This window comes from Ralstonia psammae (genome assembly GCF_958405935.1).
Classification (GTDB): Bacteria; Pseudomonadota; Gammaproteobacteria; order Burkholderiales; family Burkholderiaceae; genus Ralstonia; species Ralstonia psammae.
Map to the genome: position 1 here is coordinate 350,621 of NZ_CATZBU010000003.1, position 21,265 is coordinate 371,885.

A 21,265-nucleotide genomic window follows, 5' to 3' on the forward strand; every position below is an offset into this window, starting at 1 on the left:
ATCCATGCCCGTACCGTCTAACAGCTTCTGGGAACAGTGGCTCACCGCACATCGTGCAAAGCCGCAGGCGTGCGTCACGTTCTCCCTCTCACCATCGCCGTTGCTTGGGGAATTCCTGGGCGACCTCGACCCGGATCTGCCGCTCGACTGGTCGAGCGAGGACTACCAGGGAGCGCTGGGGCTGCGTGAACAAGTTCTCGATCGTTATGGCTACCGCAGCGCGTGCAGCGTGCAAGACGTGCTTATCACGGCAGGTGCTCAAGAGGCGAACTACCTGGCCCTCACCCAGCTACTCAGCCCCGGAGACGAATTCATCATCGACGCCCCCGGATGGCAACAGCCGCTTGTTCTTGCCCGGCAGATCGGGGCCACGCCGAAGCTCGTGCCGCGCAACGAGGCATTGGGATGGGCGCTCGACGTCGATCAACTCGAGGCGCTCGTTACACCCAAGACGAAGCTCATCTTCATCTGCAATCCGAACAATCCCACCGGGCGAGTCGAGGATGAAGCCACGCTGCGCCGGATCATCGCTGCCGCCGACCGTGTAGGGGCGTACGTTGTGTCTGACGAGGTGTATCGCGGGCTCGAGTGGACCGAGGTGGAAACACCACGCGTTGCCACGATGTACGAGCGAGGCGTCAGCACGGGCAGCGTTTCAAAACTTCTGGGCTTGCAAGGGCTGCGCACGGGCTGGATGGTGACGCCCGATCGCAAGCTCATTGCGGACGCGATGGTGTTGCGGGAGAACACGAGCGAAATCATGAACGTGATGGGCGAGCGCATTGCGGAAGTCGCTCTGCGGCCCGAGCGATTCGCTGCCCGGGTCGAGCGCTCGCGTGCCACCGGCCAAGCGCGCATCGACCTGCTGGATCGATTCGTCGCCGGGCAACCGGCCCTGCATTGGCATCGGCCCGCCGCCGGCCTGCTCGGGCTCGCTCATCTCGATCTGCCGATCACGGCTGAGAGCTTCGCACAGAAGCTGCTTGCGCCGCCGTTCAACACGTTCGTCATGTCCGGTACTGCTTACGCATGCCCTCAGCACTTGAGGCTCGGCGCCGGCGGCGTCTCGCTCGCGGAGCTCGAGCAAGGGCTTGAGCAGATGGCTCAGTTGCTATCGGTCTGCTCATAAGCGACGAAGCGCAGCACGCGTTCGGTTGTGTCCGAGGGGCAAGCCCATGCCGATTGGCTGGATTCCCGCCGTCATCTGGCCGGTCTATGCCTTGAGCCAATGCAAGACCGGCAAAGAAGATCGAGCGCGCGCTTGCCACTCGTCGTTGACGAGTTGGTCCCAACACCGAACGGCTTGGACAGCATCAATGAACACCACTGCATTGCTGAGAGCGGTCATTCCGCTTGGGATTGGCATCATCGGCCTTCTTTCTGGCGCGGAGCGCCTGTACCTCGTCAAGGGCAAGCAGTATCCGCGTTTTATGGCGAAGGACCTGGGGGCGGTGGAATTCGAAGGCCTCGAACGATTGCGAGTCTCAGCGTGCAATGGCGACCCGCTTGAGGTGTACCCCAAGACGGATTTTTGGGTGCTGCGCTGCGGCTACAACTATTTCCAAGGGCATACGTTCATCAGCCACGCAGATCCATTCGCAAACCGCATTCGCCAAGGTAGACCGCTTTGATGCCTCACGATGCCCTGCTCAAAAGCGCTTGCTTGGGGGGGGGCGGACGAAGCTTGGCCTACCACGACGCTAGCAGCGCGTTGACGCCGCGCAGGTTACCGCGCTGGTTCCAGCTCAGTTGATCAAGATTGGTGAGGCTCAGATTCGGCAGACGCTCGAACAACGCGCCCAGCGCAGACTCAAGCTCGATCAAAGCAAGCCGATACCCGAGACAATGATGGATGCCCGCGCCAAAGGTCTGCAGTCGGCCTTGCTGCCGACCGATGTCGAGCTGGTCCGGATCGGTGAACTGGGCCGGATCGCGATTGGCGGCACCGAGCATCAGGAACACTGACGTGCCGCGCGGCAGCACTTCGCCCTCGACTTCGACGTCCTCCATCGCCGAGCGGAGCGTGACCTGCACCGACCCGTCGTAGCGCAGGCACTCCAGTATCGCGTTCGGCATCCGCGAAGGCTCGCGCTTGAGCAGGTCGAGCTGCTGCGGATTGCGATGGAGCGCGATCAGCGCATTGCCGATCATGTTGGATGTGGTCTCGTGACCGGCGATGAACAGCAGGATCACGTTGGACACGATTTCATCGTGCGTCAGCTTCTCGCCGTCCTCCTCGGCACCGAGCAGCATCGAAATCAGGTCGGTGCCGGGTCGCCCCTGGCGGGCCTCGATCACCTTCGTGAAGTACTGCGCAAGCGCTTCGTAGGCGGCGCTCGTTTCAACCAGCGCATCGGCGCTCATCGGCGAAGGATCGAACACCTTCGCGAGCTTGCTGACCGCCACTCCCAGCGCCATGGCATCGTCGACATTGATATCCATCATCTGGCAGATGATCCGCACGGGAAGGGGATGCGCGAATTCCGCCACCAGTTCGGCCGATGCCCTCTGCACAAAGCCGTCGATCAACCGATGTGCGGTGGCTGTCGCGACCTCGCGCATGGCTTCGATCTGTCGTGCGTTGAACGCCTGCATCATGAGGCCGCGCAAGCGCGTATGCATGGGCGGATTGAGCATCAGGAACATCCGGCTGAACCCCTGGAACAGCGGCATGTTGGGGCCTTCCTCGCCGTACCGCAGACGTATGCTCTCCATGTAACTCTTACCCATCTGCCGGTTGTGCAGCAGAGCATCGACGATGCTGTAGCGCCCCGTCATCACCGCATTCGGCCCGATGCGCACGAAAGCGCCCTGCGCGCGAAGCGCCTCGTACAGGGGATAGGGGTTCTCGAGGAATGACGGGGTGGACAGATCGGCGAGTTTCATAAAGCCAGGACGGGGGCGGGTGAACGGGAAGGGTTGCAGTCTACGCAATCGGCATCCAATCGCGCCCCGGCTGCATCAGGAAGATTCGGGAACCATCCGCCAGCTTTGCAATCGGTGCGCGCCGCCGATGCGGTCATCGGCATACGGAATAGGCGGCCGATCCAGGGCGAAATTGGATCCAACGCCATCGCGCTTCTGATCCGCCCCGATTCTGAGCCGGCAACGAGCATAGGCGATGCGCTCGCGTCCTGGTTCAAAAAACCTCAACTCTGGCAATCCACCGCGGGATGCGAAAGACCAACGCCGGCCAACCCGCGAAGATCTTCGACGTCATTGGATTTCAGCCTACGATCATTTGCGGCACTGACGGTTCATTTGCACGGCAATGTCGGGAATAGGCCAAGCCGGACCAACACGGCGCTTCACCTGTGCACCCTGTCCGTCCTGTGTAGACCGAACGACGGAACTGCGCCAAATTTTTCTCTGGCGGAAAAAATCTTCATGGTGCCGTTGTCTTGCGGACGGCTTACGCGTTTTCTACTTTGGCGGCAGTCCGAACAAAAAGCGATGCGCAAGAACAGCGCGCACGAGCAGAGGCGGTTGTCCCTCAAACAGCGCACCCGACAGGTGAGTATCCCCATGAAGTCCTTAACCCCCTCCGGCAGCGCCGCGCATCCAGCACGGTTTGATTCAGCGGCCGTCATGACCAACCTCCCGCCGCATGGCGGCCGGTGTGCTCCGGCCTGAACGCGCGAAGCACCCTCACCGCACCACGCATCTCGTCTTTCGCCCACCGTCGTTGCGCCGCTGCGCCTTGCAGCGGCGCAGCCGTCGGCGTCGCTCATCATCAGACCCGCAGGAAGCCCCACATGGACATGCTGGACGTCATTGGTATCGGGATCGGCCCGTTCAACCTCAGCCTGGCAGCACTGATTGCGCCCACACCGCTGCGGGCACTGTTCCTAGAAAAGCGCGGCGCTTTCTGCTGGCACCCGGGGCTGATGCTGCCTAACGGTCGGCTGCAGGTCTCGCCGCTCAAGGACTGCGTCACGCTGGTCGACCCGACCAGCCCCTACTCGTTCCTCAACTACCTGGCGGTGCACCGGCGGCTCTACAGCTTCGTCAACAAGCGCAGCGCCTCCACCTCGCGGCGCGAGTTCACCGACTACTACCAGTGGGTTGCGCAGCAGCTCGGTACGCTGCGCTTTGGTGAGGAGGTGCTCGACATAGTGCCCGTGGCTGGCGGCTATCGCGTCAGCACGCGCGCCGGCACCTACCATGCGCGAGCCGTCGTGATGGGCGTGGGCGTGGAGCCGAAGATCCCGGCCTGCGCCCGCTCATGGCTTGGCGACACCGTCTATCACGTGGCCGACTACCTCGATCGCCCACCACTACGCGCGGGCGAGGAGGTGCTGGTGGTGGGCGGCGGCCAAAGCGGCGCAGAGGTGGTCGAACACATGCTCGAGCATGCGCCGACGGCGCGCATCACGTGGGTCACCTCGCGGGCCAACCTGTTTGCCATGGACGATAACGCCTTCGTCAACGAGGCCTACATGCCGGGCTACAACCGGCGCTTCCACACCCTGCCGATCCGCCAGCGCCGCGCCATTGTCGAGGCCGAGAAACTCACCAGCGACGGCATCTCGGCCGAGCTATGCAACCGTCTGTACGACGTGCTGTACGAACGCAGCGTGGCCGGCACGCTGGCCGGCAGCTTCCGCCTGCTGCCCGGCGTGGCAATGGAAGACATCAACCGCCGCGACGAACGCTGGCAGGTGGGGCTGACCGCGCTCGCCACGCCACACCGCAGCCGCACCCAGGCCGACCGCATCGTGCTGGCAACCGGCTTCCAACCGCGCACGCCGCCCTTCCTGCAAACGCTGCTGGCCGGCGCCTGCTTGGAAGACGGCCTGCCCGACCTCGGCCACGACTACGCCGTGCGCTTCGAGCAGGGCATGCCCGGTCCGGTCTATCTGCAGAATCAGGGCCGCGTGCAGCATGGGCTACAGAGCGTCAACCTCTCGCTGGTGGCGTATCGCAACAGTCGCATCATCAACAGCCTGCTCGGGCATGCGTTCTATCCAGACGTACCGGACCAGCAGCTGCTCGGCGCCCTCGACCAGGCCGATGACGCCGCCGCCGAGGTTGACCTTAGCCTCGGCTTTGAGGCCATCTCGCACCCGCGCCGCCACGCGGCCATCGCATGACCGCCGCCTCGCTCTCTGCCCTCCACAAACGGACAGGCAGCACGGTGCCACCACATGCTGACCTGCTGCCCGGCACGCTCGAGCTGCGCGCCTTCGTGCCGTTCCTGATCGCGTCGATCGTAATTGCGGCTGCCTATGGCACCAGCTTCTTGTTACCGGACTACCTCAAGGCGCACGGCATGAACAGCGCCGCAGCGGGTGCCGTCATCTCCAGCGGAATGGTCGCCACCATCGTGTGCTGCTGCCTGGCGGGGTGGGTGGCCCAGCGCATCGGCGTGATGCCGACCATCGCTGGTGCATCGCTGGCCATGGCGCTGGCCATGCTGGGCTTTGCCAGTGTGGCATTCGATGCGCGTGCGGCATACGTGGGCGGCATGCTGGTAGGCGTGGGCTGGTCGGTGTTCTTCATCCTGGCGCCACTGCAGATCATTCACCACTTGCGGCCGGCCGCGCGCATCCAATACCTGACCATCGTGTCGGGCGCGCAGATGGCGGGCCTAGGGCTGGCCACGCCACTCAGCCGCCTGCTGGCGCAATACACCGGCTCGGTGGCGGTCGTCTACGTGATGTTTGCGGCGGCCTGCGTGGTGGCGGCGATGTGCGTGGAAGCCGCGCGGCGTGCCATGGCCCATGCACCCGGCCTGCCGATGACGCGTGTGGCCATCACCGCGCGTGAAACCTTGGCGCTACTGAGCGAGCGCACCGTCGCACCCATCGCCATGATCGTGTTTGCCGCGTGCATTTTTGCGGGGCTGTCGACCTATCAGAGCGTGTATGCCGAATCGCGCCACCTGCGGCCCGATCTGTTCTTCCTGGCCTTCACGGCAACCAGCGTGGCACTGCGTTTCTCGCTGGCACGCGTGATGGGGCGCATGCCTGTGCAGCGGCTGGCCCTGGTGCTGTTCGTGGCGACGGCCGCATCGCTGGCGCTGTTCATCGCCAACACAGGCAGCACGCTGCTGTACGTGGCGGCCACGGTGGTATTCGCCACGGGCTACGGGCTGAGCTACTCCACGCTCAACGGCATGGCGGTCAACCTGGCTGGCGAACAAGGCGTGTCGGTGCCCGTCACCTCACAGATCTTCACGCTGGCGTACTTCATCGGGCTGTTCGGGTTTCCGTTCATCGGCGGGCACCTGATCCGCCGCTCAGGCCCCAACGCCATGCTGCTCGCGCTACTGGGCGCAGTGGCCATCAATGTCGTGCTGCTGGCCACGCTGCGTGTGCGGGCGGCCGCACCGGCCGTGCGCTGACGCGCGGCCTTCGTCTTTCTTCTCAAGGAGGGTTTTCGTATGCTGACCGAAGCGCAACAGGAAAAGTGGCACCAGGACGGGTATCTCAGGCTGGAAGGCTTCTTCGACGCGGCCGCGCGCGAGCGCATCTCCAACCTGGTCGACGAGGTCGGCCGCTGGAACGTGAGCGACGACAAGTGGATGATGTGGTTCGAGAAGACCCACGAAGACCGCAAGATCGTCTCCAAGGTGGAGAACTTTCTCGACTACAACGATGCCCTGCGCGAAGCCCTGCTGGCCGATGGCCGCATCCGCAGCGCCGTCGAGACGCTGCTCGACGAAGACACGCGCATGCTCAAGGAGCTGCTGATCTTCAAGTACCCCGACAGCGGCGGCTACCGTCCGCACCAGGACATCTATCACATCCCGCACAAGATTCCGGACCGGATGGTGCACGCCGTGGTCGCCATCGGCATCGACGATTCCGACCCCGACAACGGCGGCCTTTTCTTCACGCCCGGCCGCCACAAGGAAGGCGTGTTTCCGATGAACAAGGGCGGCGTGATCGACCCCGAAGTGGCAGACACCTTCACGTGGGAACCGACGCCCTGGAATGCCGGCGACATCTTCATCTTCGACGACTACGCGCCGCATTATTCGGAGCCCAACAAAAGCGACCGCTCACGCCGCACGCTGTATCTGGTGTTTCAGCGCGCCTCCACCGGCGGCCCTACGCGCGCCGAATACAACCGCATGAAGCGCGCCTACAACCCGCCCGAAGGCAAGGTGGCGGACATGGATAACCTGAAGGTGTCCAACGGCATCTTCTACCGCGACTGAGCGGACAACGCCGGGAGAGCACATACGTGTACACGAAGCAGATCGACCGCACGATGATGCGGCCCGAGTACGGCGTGCTGGTCTGCCGCCTGCTGGAGCACCTGCCGCAGGGCCTGCACACGCAGTTCGGCACGTCGGTGGTGGAAGTGGTGCCGGGCGGCGCGGTCGATCTGCACGCGCACCACGAGCACGAGTTGTGGGTGCTCATCTCGGGCCGCGGCGAGTTCGAGGCCGACGGCCAGATCCGTCTGGTGGACGCATCGACCTTGTTCTACATGCCGCCGCACCAGAAACACGCCATCCGCAATACCGACCCGGATGCCAGCCTCAAATTCCTCTCCATCTGGTGGGACTGACCTGACCGATATGCGCACCTACTTCGTTTGCCCCGCACCGCCCTGCCCCAATGGCAAGCTTCACCTCGGCCACATCGGCGGCGTCTACCTGCTGACTGACGTTTTCGTGCGTTTCCAGCGCATGGCCGGCCACCGGGCGTACCACGTCACTGGCGCCGACGAGCACGGCACCTACACCCTCGTGAAGGCCCGCAAGCTCGGCCGCCCGGTCGACGAGGTCGCACAGATGCACATTGATGAGATCCTGCAGTGCCTGCGCGCGCTGCAGATAACACCCGACGTGTTTGTGCGCACTTCCAGTGCCGCCCACAAGAACAACGCCCTGGCGATCTTCCGCCAGTTGCAGGACGCCGGCTACGTTGAAGTGCGCGACGGCGTGCAGCTCTACTGCGAGCACTGCGACGAGTTCGTCGCTGACTCGTTGGCCGCCGGCAACTGCCCGGCTTGCGGCGCACCCACCGACAGCAACCTGTGCGAAAACTGCGGCTTGGCCGTGCAACACGCCACGTTGCGCAACGCGCGGCACACCACGTGCGGCAACGCACTCAAGTTGCGGCCGATTCGCCACGCGGTGCTCAACGTGCCGCTGCTGGCGCAGGCGCTGGACGAAGCCATCACCCAGAGCGCATGGCCCGAGGTGATCCGCAACAAGGAGTGCGGCTGGCTGGCTCGGGATGCCCATGCCCTGCCCATGTCGCGCCACTTCAACCGCGGCGTCGTGCTCGACCAGCCCGAAGCCGTGGCGGGTCAGACGCTGCTCACCTGGTTCGAAGGCCTGTGGTGTTACGACACAGGCATCCGCGAGCAATGCGCCCGCGACGGCCTGGACGCAGAAGCCGTGCTGCACGACCCCGACACGCACCTGCTGTTCTTCATGGGCCAGGACAACCGCTTCTACTACACGGTGGGCGTGAGCAGTGCCCTGCTCGCGCGCGGCTACCCCATCCCTGATAACCATTCGATCCAGGATTTCTACAAGCTCGAAGGCGAGAAGTTCTCCACCAGCCGCAACCACGCGCTGTGGGCCGACGAGGTGGCCCGCGAGCTGGAACCCAGCGTCCTGCGCTATGCACTGGCGCGCGTGGCCAAACCGTTTGGCGGTAACGACAACGATTTCCAGATCGACGGCCTGATTGCCGCTGCAGCGCATCTGCGCGCCTGGGAAGACGCACTGCGCCGCAACGCCGAGGGCGCTCGCCAGGTGGATACCAGTGGCCTTTCGCCCACCCTGCGCGACATCACCGAGCGCTACGCACGTGCCATCGAAGGCGTGCGCTTCTGGGACGCGCTGGACGCCATCGATGCGTATTTCGAGGCGTCGGACTTGGCACATGAGAGCACAGGCGCATGGAAGGCGGAGCACGTGTCGGTGTTCTTGAGCCTGTTGTATCCAGTGGTGCCGGCGCTAGCGATCCGCTACGGTCAGCACTTCTTTGGCGCGGCGTGGCAGCCCTCACTCAAGGAGTTCCCCGTACAGCCTGCCCTGCCCAAAGCCAGGGTCGACTTCCCCTACTTCAGTGCGCCGGTGCCCGCCAGCTTCATCGCGGCCTACTACGAGCGCTTTCGCCCTGACCACGCCGCCGCGACAATGCCTGCCTGACCCCATGGACCTGATCCCCTCGCACCGCAGCCGCCTGTCGCAGGACTTTGCCGCGTTCGACTATTCGGGTGGCAAGCACGCCGTCAACTTCGCCTACGGCCTGCCGGACCCAGCCCTGTTCGCAGAGCTTGCCTGGCCGGATGCCTTCGACACCACCACCGGCGTATCGGCGGCCGACCTCCCGCAATACACCGATGCGCTGGGCCTGCCGGAACTGCGCACGCAGATCGCACTGCGCCACGGCATGCGGCACGACCAGGTGATCCTGACCAACGGGGCCTCGCAGGCGGTGCAACTGCTGGCTGACCTGTACCTCGATCCTGGCGACGTCGTGCTGACCGAGGACCCGTCGTACCTGGGCGCGCTACGCACGTTTTCGGTGGCAGGGGCGACCATCGTGCAGCTCGGCATGGGCGCAGACGGCGTCGACCTGGATGCACTGGAAGCCGCCCTGCGCCACACGCACCGCGTCAAGCTGTACTACACCACGCCTGCCTTCCACAATCCGACTGGCCGCCATATGCCACGCGCACACATGGCCCGCGTGGCGGCGCTGCTGGCGCAGCACGGCGTGCCGCTGGTGCAGGATCTGGTCTACGCCGAACTGCCCTACGATGGCCCCGCCGAGTGGCTTTCGTCCGGTGGCAACGTGATCAATGTGCACAGCATCTCGAAGGTGGCTGGACCGGGCCTGCGCGTAGGCTGGGTGCTGGCGGAGCCCGACATCATCGGCCAACTCGCGCGTCTCAAGTGCGACGGCGGCGTGAGCCCGATCGTCAGCAACGTGGTACTAGGGCTGATGCAGTCGGACGTGCTCGATACGCATATCGCGCGGCTGCGCCTGCATTACCGCGCAAAGCGCGATGCGCTGCACACACTGCTTCAAGGCAGCCGCTTCTGCGAGCCCGATTACCCCGTGCCACGCGGGGGGTTCTCGTTCTGGGTTCGGCTGGTGGCTGGCACCGATGCGCAGGCCTTTATCGACGCCGCGCGCCGCGAGCACGACGTGCGCCTGGTGCATGGCCGGCACTACGGCCCCGCCAGCCTCAACCATGTGCGGCTGTGCTTCAGCTACCTGCCGATGTCCAGCATCGCACAAGGGCTGGCACACCTGGACGGGTTGCATACTCGGCTCTATGGGCCGAGGCAAATCGCTGTCGGGGCAGTAGCGGTCTGAGCTGGGGGCTGTGGACAAACTCAGCCCAACCAGCTAAAGGCGGCGGCGATGGACGAAAAGGCGATCGCGCATCCAGCCGATGCGCGAAGGTTGTCGCGTTGTCGCGTTGTCGCGTTGTCGCGAGAATCAGCATCGGGGGCGCTAACCAGAAGCGTCTGCCTGCGCAGTGGTAGAAGAAACGCCCGGGCGCTACGATCTAGGCTCACAGTCCGCTTCTTCGCTGTCGAAGACTCCTTCAATGCCACGCCGTCACCACCACCACGTCTACGTCATCGAACTCTCGCGGCAAGTGCTGGCCGAAGCGCGCTTCGTGAAAGCCAATCCCGATTACCTCGGCGACAAGCCTTGCGTTTATGTAGGCATGACAGGACAGTCACCGGACGTGCGCTTTGACAAACACAAGGCGGGGCTGAAGGCGAACCGGTTTGTGCGGGAGTATGGCTTGCGTCTGATCCCGGAGCTGTACGAGTGCTTCAACCCGATGCCCTACGAGGCGGCACGGGAGATGGAAGTGGAGTTGGCGATCGGATTGCGCGAAGAAGGGTATGCGGTGTGGCAAGCGTAAATCGGCGCCTGCTGCCCGGCTCCCTGCGCCAGGCGTTCGGCCACGCGCATCGGGCTGAGCGCATTGGTCATCATCAGAGCCACGAAATCCTCCGTGGAGACTTCACCGATGCTCTGGGTCGGGCCCGGATTCGTCGTGCCGGTATTGACGAACAGAACGTCGAACATCCGGCCGCACAGGCGCTGGCAAGGCTTTTTGCTTTGCCGCTGCTGCTTTTTCCCGCAAGGGGTCGGGCCTTTGATCTTGAGACGCTGCGCTCTGAACTCCGCGCGCGAGGTTCTGAACCCCGCGCGCGACACTTTTTGCCTCGCGCTTGCTGTTTTTTTCAGCAACACATGACGCCTTTTTGCTGGCGGTCGAGGTGATGAACTCGGCGATTGGCGTTCTGAACTCGACCGTTGAGGCTCCGGACTCGACGTGCCGGGCTTTTTGCTCGGCGTTTGAGGTTCGGCACTCGGGGCACCGAGTCCCGAACCCGTCGCGCGGCGTTTTGGGCTGCGCGGATGCGCTCCGAGTCGGTCACCGCCACAAACCGCAACTTGCCGCCGCAGCTCGGCGCCCATAAACTCACTCCCGCCCGCGCAAACCAGGCGCAGCCGGGACTGCAATCCCGAAACAGAAATACCCGTGAGTGCCGTTATAGCCCTCGCGTGCCGTCGTTCGCCTATATGGGCGGGCCCGGCAGGGAGGGCTTCGGCCCTGCCGGTTCTTTGGTATTTCTGATCGGTATTGCAGACCTTGCCGTGTGCCCGCCCACCCCTCGCGGTGGGCGGCTCCCCTACTCAACCAGTTAGAGGGCAAGACGATGGCTTTACTGATTCACGCTATCCCCGCCGCTTGCGGACGTTGCTCCGCGACCTTTTCCACCCTGCCTTGCATGCATCGCCGCGCCGATTACGGAGGTGTGCGATGACGCTCGAAAACAACCGTGAATACCTGACAGGTGCGCTGGCTGCGCGCGACTTCCTCCGGCGGACGCAGTCGGGGATGAAACCGCATCGGTACTTCGACCCGAAGCTGTTGCGGTGGGAGTTCCAGATCTACGCCTGCGAGAAATCGCCTGAGTACCAGGCCTGTTTTCTGGATGTGACAGGGGTGTATGTGATGACCACGCTAGAGGGCGTGCTGGTGGACTTGTACCGCTGGGAGTTGTTGAAGCAATTGGAACGGGCGCGGGGTAAATAAGAAGATGCAGTTGCTTTCCCCGAGGACGGGCGGGGAAGCTGGTCAGCACCAAAAATAATCCTGGGGAGACATCAGTGGTTCACCAATCTCTCTGGACTCCCCGCGCGCTGAGCAACCGTCAACCTTCCCATCAAGTCCATTCGGGAACCCCCGGCACCCGCATCCCCTCCACCTCCGGCAAATCAATCCCAAAGTACTCAATCAACAGCCCACGCAGCGCCCGCCGATCTTCCAACTCGAACCTGTGCGGCGTATTCCCACGCCAGATCGTGGCATCGCGATTCATCACCGTCACGCGCCCTTCGTCCGTCAGCGAGCGCATCAGGATGCGGTTCATAAACGGCGACGCCGGATACGTTGACGTGTAGTGGTTCGCCATTTCGAAATCGATCGGGTGGTCCTGCTCCAGCGTGGTGACCCAGGCGTCGACGGGCGTGTCGCTGCGCACCTGGGCGCGCAGCACCCAGCGGTCTTCGTCGCGCACCATCCAGTGCAGTTCACCATCGATGTTGGCGTGCGTGCCATCCAGCGGCACCGGCACGCGCGGCGCCAGCGAGCCAAAGCCGGGGTCGACGACGAACGTGCCTTCGGGCAGCGGCACCGTCAGGAACATGTGCGTGCGGGGTGCTTCGGTGCGCGGGGCAAGCAGTACCACGCGGGAGGAGTGGCGCGTGGGCTGAAAGCCAAGCTGCTCCAACACCGCTGCAAACAAGGTGGCGTGCTCGAAGCAGTAGCCGCCGCGGCGTGCGTGGACGAGCTTGTTCTGCAGGCTTTCCAGATCGATCCGGATGCCGCGCCCGAGCAGCACATCGAGGTTTTCAAACGGTATGTGCCGCATGTGCGCGCCCACCAGTTGCGCGAGCGTGTCGTAGCTTGGGCGGACGCTGCCGCCCCACTGGATGCGGTTGAAGTAGGCGTCCAGGTTCAGTTGCGATGTCACGTGCGGTCTCCTTGTGTGCCAGAGGTGAGGCGAAGTCAGCCCTTTCTGCGGCGGCGGAATTGCTGTTCGGTTACGGTGCTGCCCCACTGCGTGCCAGCTTCTTCATGCGTGCGTTCAAAGCCGAACGATTCGTAGAGGTGGCGGGCGGCATCCAGGCCCTTGAAGGTGTTGAGGTAGGTCTCGTCAAAGCGCTCGTCGACAAAGCGCATGGCTTGCGACATGAGCTTACGGCCAACACCGGTGCCACGCAGTGAATCATCCACGATGAACCAGCGCAGGTGTGCAACGCGCGTGTCCGAGTTTCCGTCAATCGCGAGCGACGCAAGGCTGCGGCCGTTTTCCACACACAGCCACAGCGCCTTGTTGGCGTCAGGCAGGGATTGCGCAAAGTCGGCCAGCTCCTGGGCGACGCGGCGCTCGAAGAACACGCCAAACCCCCAGTGCTGCGCGTAGAACCGGCCGTGCAGGCTGGCGATATCGCCAATGCAGCCGGGCACGTAGCCTTGCACGATCTGGGGGCCGGCATCGGCGGGGGGTTGCGCGGGCTTGTGGTCGTTGTCATCGGCCAGCGCGCTGACGTATTGCGACAGCGATGCGACCAGCCGTTGCTGGTCTGCCGGGGTCAGGTGGCGCAGCGCGTTGGATACCTGGTCGGAGGCAAATGCATCAATCTTGCGCCGCAGTTGCTGGCCGTCCTTGGTGAGGTGCAGTTCGGAAGATCGGGCGTCGTCGGCGCAGGTGCGGCGTTCGACAAGCCCCGCCGATTCAAGCCGGGTGACCTGGCGGCTGGTGCTCGATTTGTCCAGCCGCAAGCGTTCGGCCAAGTCGCGCGCCTGGATGCCGGGCGCCCCGGCAATCTCCAGAATCGCGTGCACCGCAGAGGGTGGCAGGTCGCTCTCGGCCAGCGTGTTGCGCATGAAGCCGAGTTCACGAACGAGCTTGCGCGAGACCTCTCGCAACTCGCGGATCGTTTGTTCGCGTGATTGCGTGGGCGCTTCTATGAAATCCATGCCGGCCTCAATTAGTTGTTTCGCGCAACCAAATATAGTTGCACGAAACAACCTTTTCAAGGCCGGCACTGTCGTGGCGGACAGCGCCTAACGCGCCTGTAGCAGGCGCTCAGGCAAACGCAGGCCGCCCCGACCCGTCCGGTAGCCGGAACACCGACACCGCGCGCCGCAGGGTCGTCGCCTGCTCTTCCAGCGATTGCGCTGCCGCCGCAGCCTCCTCGACCAGCGCGGCCTTCTGCTGCGTGACTTCGTCCATCTGCGTGACGGCCTGGTTGACCTGCTCGATGCCCCGGCTTTGCTCGGCGGAGGCGGCAGCAATCTCGGCCACGATCTCCGACACGCGGCGGATGGCGTCCTTCACTTCGCTCATGGTCTCGCCCACTGCGGCGGCCTGCTGCGAGCCTGCCTGCACCACCGCAACGGAGGCGCCAATCAGCCCCTTGATCTCCTTGGCGGCAGAGGCCGAGCGCTGGGCCAGCGTGCGCACCTCGCTGGCAACAACAGCAAAGCCCCTGCCCTGCTCACCGGCGCGCGCGGCTTCCACAGCGGCATTCAGCGCGAGGATGTTGGTCTGGAAGGCGATGCCCTCGATCAGCCCCGTGATCTCGGAGATCTTGCCCGAGCTGCTGCTGATCTGGTCAATCGTGCCGACCATGGCCTGCACCGCCTCGTTGCCGGCCTGCGCGATCGTGCTGGCGCTCGAGGCCAGGCTGTCGGCCTGTGCGGCGTTCTCGGCGTTCTGCTTCACGGTCTCGGTCAACTGCGTCATGCTCGACGCGGTCTCCTCAAGCGAAGCGGCCTGCTGTTCCGTGCGAGCAGACAAGTCGATATTGCCGGCCGCAATTTCCTTGGATGCCACCGTCACGGATTCGGCCGATACCTTGATGCCGCGCACCGTCTCGGCCAATTGCCGATCCATCGTGCGCAGTGCAGCCAGCAACGCACCAAACTCGCCCTGCGTGTCGATCACGATGTTGTTCTCCAACTGCCCCCCGGCAATGTGGTTGGCAACGTCCACCGCGCGGTTGAGCGGGCGAGAGATCGCGCGCAGCAGATACCAGCACATGCCCACGCCCACTGCCAGCCCTGCGCACACGAGCACAACAGCCACGATGAAGATGGAGTGGTAGGTGGCTTCACTGTCGGCGACGAAGGTTTTGGCCTGCTCCATGTTGATGGCAATGTCTTTTGCCAGCAGATCGCTCACAGCCTGTCCGGAACGGGCGTGGCGGTTGATGATTTGCGCGGCAGCGTCATGGTGGCCGGCCTGCAGCGCTTCAATCGCCTCGCTTGTTGCGGTGTTGAACTGCGGCAGGGCGTCATTGACCTTGCTGGCGACCTCGCGTTCCTGGTCGCTCGTCACGCTGGCGGGGTAGTACTGCTTCCACGCGTCGTTGATCTGGTCCAGATCGGCACGCATGGTGCGCACGGCCGTTGCGACCTGCGCGGCATCATCCTTGAAGACCTGCGCGCGGCGCAGTTGCAGGCGTATATCCAGTTGCGCCGTCCGAAGCTCGGCAAGCTGCGCAATGGGCAGCGTGTTGCCGGTGTAGGCGTCGCCAATGTTGGCATTCAGGCGCATCAGCCCGCGCACCCCAAACACCCCTGTGGCCAGCAGCAGCACCAGACACAGACCAAAAGCCCCGAGCAACTTGAAGCGCACCGAATGCACGATAGACGGCATGATTTCCCCCCGCACTGTTTGTCCGAAGGCCCACGCTCCGGAATCTTGGTCGTTCTAAACAGGGATATCGGTAGGCCGCGAAATACCTTAAGTGGGTAAGTGAAAGTGCCCGCAATACGCTTTGCATTGGTGCATGCAGCCGCGATTCGGGTGCGCGAAGAGAGGCATCGGAGGGTCGGCCCGTACGCGCGACGGACCGACACTGTGCAGTCAGCGCCGTACGCCCCCTAGTTGAACGGGGGCACGGCGTGCGACTGCATGAGGATGACCGAGGCCGCGGTGTCCTTGGCCGTTTCATTCGGCCGCTGCGCCGGCCTGTGCGGGCTGGATGGCGGCAATGATGCCCCGCGCTGTGCGCGGCCCAGAAAGCGCTGCATGAGGCAGAACAGGCACAGCAGCACACCAATGGCAATGCGCGCCCACCAGGAGCTGAGTGTGCCGTCAAAGGTGATCAATGACTGGATGACGCCGAGCAACAGCACGCCCACCACGCTGCCGCTGATGAGCCCCACACCGCCTGTGAGCAGCGTGCCGCCGACCACCGTGGCGGCAATGGCGTCCAGCTCCATGCCTTGTGCGTGCAGCCCGTAGCCGGAGAGCATGTAGAACGTGACCAGCACGCCGCCCAGCGCCGAGCAGAAGCCACTGAGCACATAGACGAGGATGCGCGTGCGTGCCACCGGCAAGCCCATCAGCAAGGCGGAGCGTTCATTGCCGCCCAGCGCGTAGACCGTGCGGCCAAAGCGGCTGCAATGCGCCAGCCACGCCGCTGCGGCAAACACCACCAGCGCAATCACCACGCTCGGCGACACGTAGTTGCCGCCACCCACCAGAATCTTGTGCTGCGACAGCGCGGTGTAGATCGGGTCCGTAATGCTGATCGAATCAATGCTGATGAGGTAGCACAGCCCCCGCGCAAGGAACATGCCGCCCAGCGTGACAATGAACGGCTGAATGCGGAACACCTGGATCAGCACGCCCATCATCAAGCCGAACAGGCACCCGACAGCGAGCACAAGCGGCACCACCACGCCAATCGACCAGCCATGATGTTCGACCAGCGCGGCGGAGATCATGGTGGTGAGCGCCACCACCGCCCCTACGGATAGGTCAATGCCGCCCGACAGAATGACGAACGTCATGCCGATGGCAACGACGATCAGGAACGCGTTGTCGATCAACAGATTGAGAAACACCTGCACGCTGAAGAAGCCTGTGTACGTCACAGACCCGAAGCCGAACAACAACGCGAACAGGAACAGCGTGACGTAGAACGGCAAGCGCCGCGGATTGATTCTCATGGCTGCGCCCCTGCACGGCTTTGGCGTTGAAAGAGCGTGCTGCGAAACGCTTCGGACTGCGCCAGGCACACGGCAAACACCACCACGGCTTTCACCACCAGGTTGATCTCGGGCGGCACGCCCATCGAGTAGATCGCATAGGTGAGCGTCTGGATGATGAGCGCGCCGATCACGCTGCCCCACAAGCTGAACTTGCCGCCCGCGAGCGAGGTGCCACCCAGCGTGACGGCCAGGATGGCGTCCAGCTCCAGCAGCAGCCCCGCGTTGTTGCCGTCCGCGCTCTTGACGTTGGAGCAGATGATGAGCCCCGCAACGCCAGCCATGGCACCACAGAACCCATAGATGCCGAACAGCAGCGCCTTGGTGTTCAGCCCCGCAAGCCGTGCGGCCACGGGGTTGATGCCGACTGCCTCGATAAACAGGCCCAGCGCCGTGCGATGCATCAACAGGAGCAAAAGCCCCAGCACAGCGGCTGCGATGTACAGCCCAAACGGCAGCCCGAACAGATAGCCATTGCCCACGAAGAAGAAGGGCTCGTAGTAGACGGTGATGATCTGCCCGCCGGTAATGAGCTGCGCCACGCCGCGCCCGGCCACCATCAGGATCAGCGTGGCGATGATGGGCTGCATGCCAGCGCCCGCCACCAGCAACCCATTCCACAAGCCACACACCAGCGCCGCGCCCACGGCGGCAAGCAGCGCCAAAAGCAGCGGCACCTTGGTCACGTAGACGGGCAGGCCGTTCTGCACCACCAGCGTGCCGCCGATGAGCGATGCCGCAATGGCGCCGGAAATGGCCACCACCGCGCCGACGGAAATGTCGATGCCGCCCACGGCAATCACCAGCGTCATGCCCAGCGATACGAGCATCAGCGGCGCTGCACGGTTGAGGATGTCGATCAGGCTGCCGTACAGGTGCCCGTTGCGGATATCGAGGTGAAAGAAATGCGGGTTGAACCACGCATTGAGCAAGCACAGCAGCAGTAGCGTCACGCACGGCCAGAACAACCGGTGGCCGCTGAGTGCGCGCAGGCGGGCGGGATTCATGCGGCGCCTCCGGTGGTGGTGGATTGGCTGGCGGGCACCTCGCCGCCGGCAATCACGTGGCACAGGTTGTCTTCGGTGACATCGGCGCCGGCAAGCTCGCCCACCTTCTTGCGATCGCGCAGGATCGCCAGCCGGTGGCTCACGCGCAGCACCTCCGGCAACTCGCTGGAGATGAACAGGATCGCCATGCCCTTGCGGCACTGCGCGGTCACCAGGTCCATGATGTCGAGCTTGGCCGCAATGTCGATGCCGCGCGTGGGCTCGTCCAGGATCAGCATGGCGGGGTCGGTCGCCAGCCAGCGCGCGAGCACGGCTTTCTGCTGGTTACCGCCCGAGAGCTGGCCGATGGGCTTTTCAGCGTCGGGCGTCTTGATGCCGAGCTGGGCGATGTACTGGTCGGCAATCTCGCGCTGGCGCTTCCTGGACAGATAGCGGAACAGCCCACGCTTGGCCTGCAGCGCGAGGATGATGTTCTCGCGAATCGACAGCTCGGCAATGATGCCCTCGGTCTTGCGGTCTTCCGGGCAGAAGCCGATGCCCTGGCGGATGGCGTCACGTGGGGAGCTGAACTGACGCGCCCGGCCCTGCACGTTGATCGAGCCCGCATCGTTGCGGTCAACGCCGAACAGCAGCCGCGCGGTCTCGGTGCGGCCCGAGCCCAGCAGCCCGCCCAGGCCCAGCACCTGCCCGGGGCGGACGTCCAGATCCAACGGCTGCACCACACCGCGGCGGCCCATGCCGCGCGCACTGAGGAATGCCGGCGCGGCGTCGTCCACGGGCGGCACTTCGGTGCGCTCGAAGCGGCTCGCGTCAATGTCGCGCCCGACCATCTTGTTGATCAATTGCAGTTGCGGCAGATCGCGCGCGGCGTATTCGCCTTCCAGCCGGCCGTTGCGCAGCACCGTGATGCGGTCGGCAATGGCGTAGGTCTGCTCCAGAAAATGCGTGACGAACAGCACGGCCATGCCGCGCGCCTTGAGCGTGCGGATGGCGGCAAACAGGCGGGCCACTTCGTCGTCGTCCAGGCTGGAGGTGGGCTCGTCCAGGATCAGGATGCGGGCTTCCGTGGAGAGTGCGCGGGCAATCGCCACCATCTGCTGAATGGCCACCGGGTAGAGCGACAGCGGCAGCGTCACGTCGATGTGGATGTTCAGATCGGCCAGCAGTGCCTGCGCCGCGCGGTTAGTGGCGCGCCAATCGATGCTGCCCAGGCGCATGGGAAAGCGGCCGATATGGATGTTCTCCGCCACCGTCAGATTGGGGCAGAGGTTGACCTCCTGATACACCGTGCTGATACCGAGCTTTTGCGCCTCCAGCGGCGAGCCTGGGGAGATGGGCTGACCGCCCAGCAGGATCTGCCCCCCATCGGGCGCTTCCACTCCGGTCAGCACCTTGATGAGCGTCGATTTGCCAGCGCCGTTCTGCCCCATCAAGGCATGCACTTCACCGGGAAACATGCGGAAATCGACCCCGGCCAGCGCCTGCACGCCGGGAAAGTTCTTGGAGATGCCGCGCATGTGCAGCAGTGCGCCACGTGCCTCGGACGCGGCGGCATGATCAACGTGGTCCGACATGGATATCGCCTGTTGATGAGGCATGCCGGCAAGGCGAGTCACCGTCACCCGCCCTGCCGGCATGCCCCGGTTCAGCAAAGGGCCTGCGAACGCAGCTCAGTACTCAGTACTTGCGGTTCGGAAACTCCTTGGCCGCCACGTCCATCGGGAAGATGCCTTCCTTGGTGACGATGCGCTTGGGCACAGTCTTGCCCGCCAGCACGGCGCGCGCGGTATCCATCAGTTGCGGCCCGAGCAGCGGGCTGCATTCCACCGTCACGTTCAGCTTGCCGGCCATCATGGCTTCAAACGCGCCCTTCACGCCGTCGATCGAGATGATGATGATGTCCTTGCCCGGCTTGAGGCCCGCCTCTTCAATGGCCTGGATGGCACCGATCGCCATGTCGTCGTTGTGCGCGAACAGCACGTTGATCTTCTTGCCCTCGGCCTTCAGGAAGGCTTCCATCACTTCCTTGCCCTTGGCGCGGGTGAAGTCGCCGGTTTGCGAGCGGATGATCTTGTAGCGCGGGTCGGCCTTGATGATCTCTTCAAAGCCGCGCTTGCGGTCGATGGCCGGGGCGGAACCCACGGTGCCTTGCAGCTCGACGATGTTCACATCGCCCTTGCCCTTGTAGTTGTCGACCAGCCAGCGGCCCGCCTTGCGGCCTTCCTCGACGAAATCCGACCCGATGAACGTGGTGTAGAGCGAGGTGTCTTTGCTGTCGACGCCGCGGTCAGTGAGGATGACCGGAATCTTGGCGGCCTTGGCTTCTTGCAGCACGGTGTCCCAGCCGGATTCCACCACCGGCGAGAACGCAATGACGTCGACCTTCTGCGCGATGTACGAGCGGATCGCCTTGATCTGGTTTTCCTGCTTCTGCTGCGCGTCCGAGAACTTCAGGTTCACGCCCTGCGCCTTGGCCGTCGATTTGATGGACTCCGAATTGGCGGTCCGCCATTCGCTCTCGGCGCCCACCTGGGCAAAACCCATGGTGAACGACTTGTCAGCCGCATGGGCCGCTGTCGTCAGGCCCGTGGCCAGCAGCACACCCGCCGTGGCCAGGAAGGTCAATACGGTCCGTCTGGCGCGCGCGGCGCTCGTTTTTTGCATCGTTTGTCTCCGTTATGGTGGGACGCAGCCGGTGACTGCCCCCGGGGCTGCGCACGTCGTCTTTGCAACGCGAGGCACGAGTCAAACCCGGCATGGGGCGCCCGTCTTCCCTTGCCGGTGATTCGTGGTGAGCCATGGTATGGACACCCTGACATGACCGTCTAATGTTTTTTTGGGGGTCAACCGATATCGGTTTTGATATCAGACAGGACGTTTGCGCATCGTGCAGCGCACCAAAATCGCGCAGGGCAAGGACCGACGTACGCCGCTGTTCCCCTGCAGCGCGGTGCGTGGGTCGATCTCGAAGTCGGGCTCGTCCAGATAGCGCTCTTTCCAGCCGGCAGGGGAGTTGGTGTTGTAAAGCACGCGCTGCTTGCCCCGCTGCTTGCTCGCCTCGCCGAGGTATTCCATCAGGCCAAACGAGAGCCCGTCGAAGTCGAAGTCGACGTCGTGCATGGTCTGCCGCAACGTGTCGGCAAAGCCGGCAGAAAAGTCTTGCAGGCGCGCGGGCGGCTCAAAGCACTCTCGCAACTCTAGCGGCGGCTCATGTCAGAAACCGAGCATGCATATCG

Annotated in this window: 20 protein-coding genes; 10 read left to right on the top strand and 10 right to left on the bottom strand. The window is 64.0% G+C overall.

What is annotated here, in order from left to right; all coding sequences use genetic code 11:
• Nucleotides 1–4: 4 nt before the first annotated feature.
• Both R2N16_RS08330 and R2N16_RS08335 read left to right on the top strand, forming a co-directional pair.
• Nucleotides 5–1,129 carry an aminotransferase class I/II-fold pyridoxal phosphate-dependent enzyme gene (locus R2N16_RS08330; RefSeq protein WP_316665162.1) on the top strand — a complete coding sequence of 375 codons (1,125 nt, stop codon included), beginning with the start codon at nt 5–7 and terminating at the stop codon, nt 1,127–1,129.
• A gap of 187 nt (nt 1,130–1,316) precedes the next feature.
• Entirely contained in the window at nt 1,317–1,631 is a 315-nt protein-coding gene (locus R2N16_RS08335) for a hypothetical protein (protein ID WP_316665163.1), read from the top strand.
• Nucleotides 1,632–1,689: 58 nt separating this feature from the next.
• Here R2N16_RS08335 and R2N16_RS08340 read toward each other — a convergent pair whose 3' ends face one another.
• On the bottom strand, nt 1,690–2,886 hold the full coding sequence (locus R2N16_RS08340; protein WP_316665164.1) for a cytochrome P450: 1,197 nt from the start codon (nt 2,884–2,886) through the stop codon (nt 1,690–1,692).
• 869 nt (nt 2,887–3,755) lie between these two features.
• Between R2N16_RS08340 and R2N16_RS08345 the strand changes: the two genes are divergently transcribed.
• The 7 genes from R2N16_RS08345 to R2N16_RS08375 all read left to right on the top strand — a co-directional run bounded on the left by R2N16_RS08345 (nt 3,756) and on the right by R2N16_RS08375 (nt 10,863).
• On the top strand, nt 3,756–5,093 hold the full coding sequence (locus tag R2N16_RS08345; protein WP_316665165.1) for a lysine N(6)-hydroxylase/L-ornithine N(5)-oxygenase family protein: 1,338 nt from the start codon (nt 3,756–3,758) through the stop codon (nt 5,091–5,093).
• Nucleotides 5,090–6,346, top strand: coding sequence for an MFS transporter (locus R2N16_RS08350; RefSeq protein WP_316665166.1), 1,257 nt, complete (start codon nt 5,090–5,092; stop codon nt 6,344–6,346). Before R2N16_RS08345 ends, R2N16_RS08350 begins: the two co-directional genes overlap by 4 nt.
• Before the next feature lie 39 nt (nt 6,347–6,385).
• A complete protein-coding gene (locus tag R2N16_RS08355; protein WP_316665167.1) occupies nt 6,386–7,165 on the top strand; it encodes a phytanoyl-CoA dioxygenase family protein in 780 nt (259 codons plus the stop codon).
• Nucleotides 7,166–7,191: 26 nt separating this feature from the next.
• On the top strand, nt 7,192–7,521 hold the full coding sequence (locus R2N16_RS08360; RefSeq protein ID WP_316665168.1) for a cupin domain-containing protein: 330 nt from the start codon (nt 7,192–7,194) through the stop codon (nt 7,519–7,521).
• 10 nt (nt 7,522–7,531) lie between these two features.
• Nucleotides 7,532–9,121, top strand: coding sequence for a class I tRNA ligase family protein (locus R2N16_RS08365; protein WP_316665169.1), 1,590 nt, complete (start codon nt 7,532–7,534; stop codon nt 9,119–9,121).
• Nucleotides 9,122–9,125: 4 nt separating this feature from the next.
• Nucleotides 9,126–10,298, top strand: coding sequence for an aminotransferase-like domain-containing protein (locus tag R2N16_RS08370; RefSeq protein ID WP_316665170.1), 1,173 nt, complete (start codon nt 9,126–9,128; stop codon nt 10,296–10,298).
• A 238-nt stretch (nt 10,299–10,536) separates the two neighbouring features.
• Nucleotides 10,537–10,863, top strand: coding sequence for a hypothetical protein (locus R2N16_RS08375; protein ID WP_316665171.1), 327 nt, complete (start codon nt 10,537–10,539; stop codon nt 10,861–10,863).
• Here the strand turns inward: R2N16_RS08375 and R2N16_RS25500 are convergent.
• Nucleotides 10,785–11,195, bottom strand: coding sequence for a Rossmann-fold NAD(P)-binding domain-containing protein (locus R2N16_RS25500; RefSeq protein ID WP_428984103.1), 411 nt, complete (start codon nt 11,193–11,195; stop codon nt 10,785–10,787). The genes R2N16_RS08375 and R2N16_RS25500 overlap by 79 nt on opposite strands.
• 577 nt (nt 11,196–11,772) lie before the next feature.
• On the opposite strand from R2N16_RS25500, the gene R2N16_RS08385 reads away from it, so the two are divergent.
• Nucleotides 11,773–12,048 carry a hypothetical protein gene (locus tag R2N16_RS08385; RefSeq protein ID WP_316665172.1) on the top strand — a complete coding sequence of 92 codons (276 nt, stop codon included), beginning with the start codon at nt 11,773–11,775 and terminating at the stop codon, nt 12,046–12,048.
• Between the two features lie 130 nt (nt 12,049–12,178).
• Here R2N16_RS08385 and R2N16_RS08390 read toward each other — a convergent pair whose 3' ends face one another.
• From R2N16_RS08390 to R2N16_RS08425, 8 genes are all read right to left on the bottom strand, one after another.
• Nucleotides 12,179–12,988: an arylamine N-acetyltransferase family protein gene (locus R2N16_RS08390; protein ID WP_316665173.1), complete on the bottom strand. Its 810-nt coding sequence runs from the start codon at nt 12,986–12,988 to the stop codon at nt 12,179–12,181.
• Nucleotides 12,989–13,023: 35 nt separating this feature from the next.
• The gene (locus R2N16_RS08395; RefSeq protein WP_316665174.1) at nt 13,024–13,998 is read right to left on the bottom strand and encodes a bifunctional helix-turn-helix transcriptional regulator/GNAT family N-acetyltransferase; all 975 of its coding nucleotides are present in this window, start codon (nt 13,996–13,998) and stop codon (nt 13,024–13,026) included.
• A 109-nt stretch (nt 13,999–14,107) separates the two neighbouring features.
• A complete protein-coding gene (locus R2N16_RS08400) occupies nt 14,108–15,682 on the bottom strand; it encodes a methyl-accepting chemotaxis protein (RefSeq protein WP_316665175.1) in 1,575 nt (524 codons plus the stop codon).
• Between the two features lie 227 nt (nt 15,683–15,909).
• Entirely contained in the window at nt 15,910–16,983 is a 1,074-nt protein-coding gene (yjfF, locus tag R2N16_RS08405; protein WP_316665176.1) for a galactofuranose ABC transporter, permease protein YjfF, read from the bottom strand.
• Entirely contained in the window at nt 16,980–18,029 is a 1,050-nt protein-coding gene (locus R2N16_RS08410; RefSeq protein WP_316665177.1) for an ABC transporter permease, read from the bottom strand. The genes yjfF and R2N16_RS08410 overlap by 4 nt, the downstream gene beginning before the upstream one ends.
• Nucleotides 18,026–19,603 carry a sugar ABC transporter ATP-binding protein gene (locus R2N16_RS08415; RefSeq protein WP_316665178.1) on the bottom strand — a complete coding sequence of 526 codons (1,578 nt, stop codon included), beginning with the start codon at nt 19,601–19,603 and terminating at the stop codon, nt 18,026–18,028. Before R2N16_RS08415 ends, R2N16_RS08410 begins: the two co-directional genes overlap by 4 nt.
• Nucleotides 19,604–19,706: 103 nt before the next feature.
• Nucleotides 19,707–20,693, bottom strand: a complete 987-nt coding sequence (locus R2N16_RS08420; RefSeq protein WP_316665179.1) for an ABC transporter substrate-binding protein — start codon at nt 20,691–20,693, stop codon at nt 19,707–19,709.
• A gap of 201 nt (nt 20,694–20,894) precedes the next feature.
• Entirely contained in the window at nt 20,895–21,149 is a 255-nt protein-coding gene (locus R2N16_RS08425; protein ID WP_316665180.1) for a hypothetical protein, read from the bottom strand.
• Nucleotides 21,150–21,265: the final 116 nt, after the last annotated feature.

Excerpts from the sequence above, each read along its gene's own strand:
- R2N16_RS08330 (WP_316665162.1), top strand. The coding sequence starts at position 5 with ATGCCCGTACCGTCTAACAGCTTCTGGGAACAGTGGCTCACCGCACAT.
- R2N16_RS08335 (WP_316665163.1), top strand. The coding sequence starts at position 1,317 with ATGAACACCACTGCATTGCTGAGAGCGGTCATTCCGCTTGGGATTGGC.
- R2N16_RS08340 (WP_316665164.1), bottom strand. The coding sequence starts at position 2,886 with ATGAAACTCGCCGATCTGTCCACCCCGTCATTCCTCGAGAACCCCTAT.
- R2N16_RS08345 (WP_316665165.1), top strand. The coding sequence starts at position 3,756 with ATGGACATGCTGGACGTCATTGGTATCGGGATCGGCCCGTTCAACCTC.
- R2N16_RS08350 (WP_316665166.1), top strand. The coding sequence starts at position 5,090 with ATGACCGCCGCCTCGCTCTCTGCCCTCCACAAACGGACAGGCAGCACG.
- R2N16_RS08355 (WP_316665167.1), top strand. The coding sequence starts at position 6,386 with ATGCTGACCGAAGCGCAACAGGAAAAGTGGCACCAGGACGGGTATCTC.
- R2N16_RS08365 (WP_316665169.1), top strand. The coding sequence starts at position 7,532 with ATGCGCACCTACTTCGTTTGCCCCGCACCGCCCTGCCCCAATGGCAAG.
- R2N16_RS08370 (WP_316665170.1), top strand. The coding sequence starts at position 9,126 with ATGGACCTGATCCCCTCGCACCGCAGCCGCCTGTCGCAGGACTTTGCC.
- R2N16_RS08375 (WP_316665171.1), top strand. The coding sequence starts at position 10,537 with ATGCCACGCCGTCACCACCACCACGTCTACGTCATCGAACTCTCGCGG.
- R2N16_RS08385 (WP_316665172.1), top strand. The coding sequence starts at position 11,773 with ATGACGCTCGAAAACAACCGTGAATACCTGACAGGTGCGCTGGCTGCG.
- R2N16_RS08395 (WP_316665174.1), bottom strand. The coding sequence starts at position 13,998 with ATGGATTTCATAGAAGCGCCCACGCAATCACGCGAACAAACGATCCGC.
- R2N16_RS08400 (WP_316665175.1), bottom strand. The coding sequence starts at position 15,682 with ATGCCGTCTATCGTGCATTCGGTGCGCTTCAAGTTGCTCGGGGCTTTT.
- yjfF (WP_316665176.1), bottom strand. The coding sequence starts at position 16,983 with ATGAGAATCAATCCGCGGCGCTTGCCGTTCTACGTCACGCTGTTCCTG.
- R2N16_RS08410 (WP_316665177.1), bottom strand. The coding sequence starts at position 18,029 with ATGAATCCCGCCCGCCTGCGCGCACTCAGCGGCCACCGGTTGTTCTGG.
- R2N16_RS08415 (WP_316665178.1), bottom strand. The coding sequence starts at position 19,603 with ATGTCGGACCACGTTGATCATGCCGCCGCGTCCGAGGCACGTGGCGCA.
- R2N16_RS08420 (WP_316665179.1), bottom strand. The coding sequence starts at position 20,693 with ATGCAAAAAACGAGCGCCGCGCGCGCCAGACGGACCGTATTGACCTTC.
- R2N16_RS08425 (WP_316665180.1), bottom strand. The coding sequence starts at position 21,149 with ATGCACGACGTCGACTTCGACTTCGACGGGCTCTCGTTTGGCCTGATG.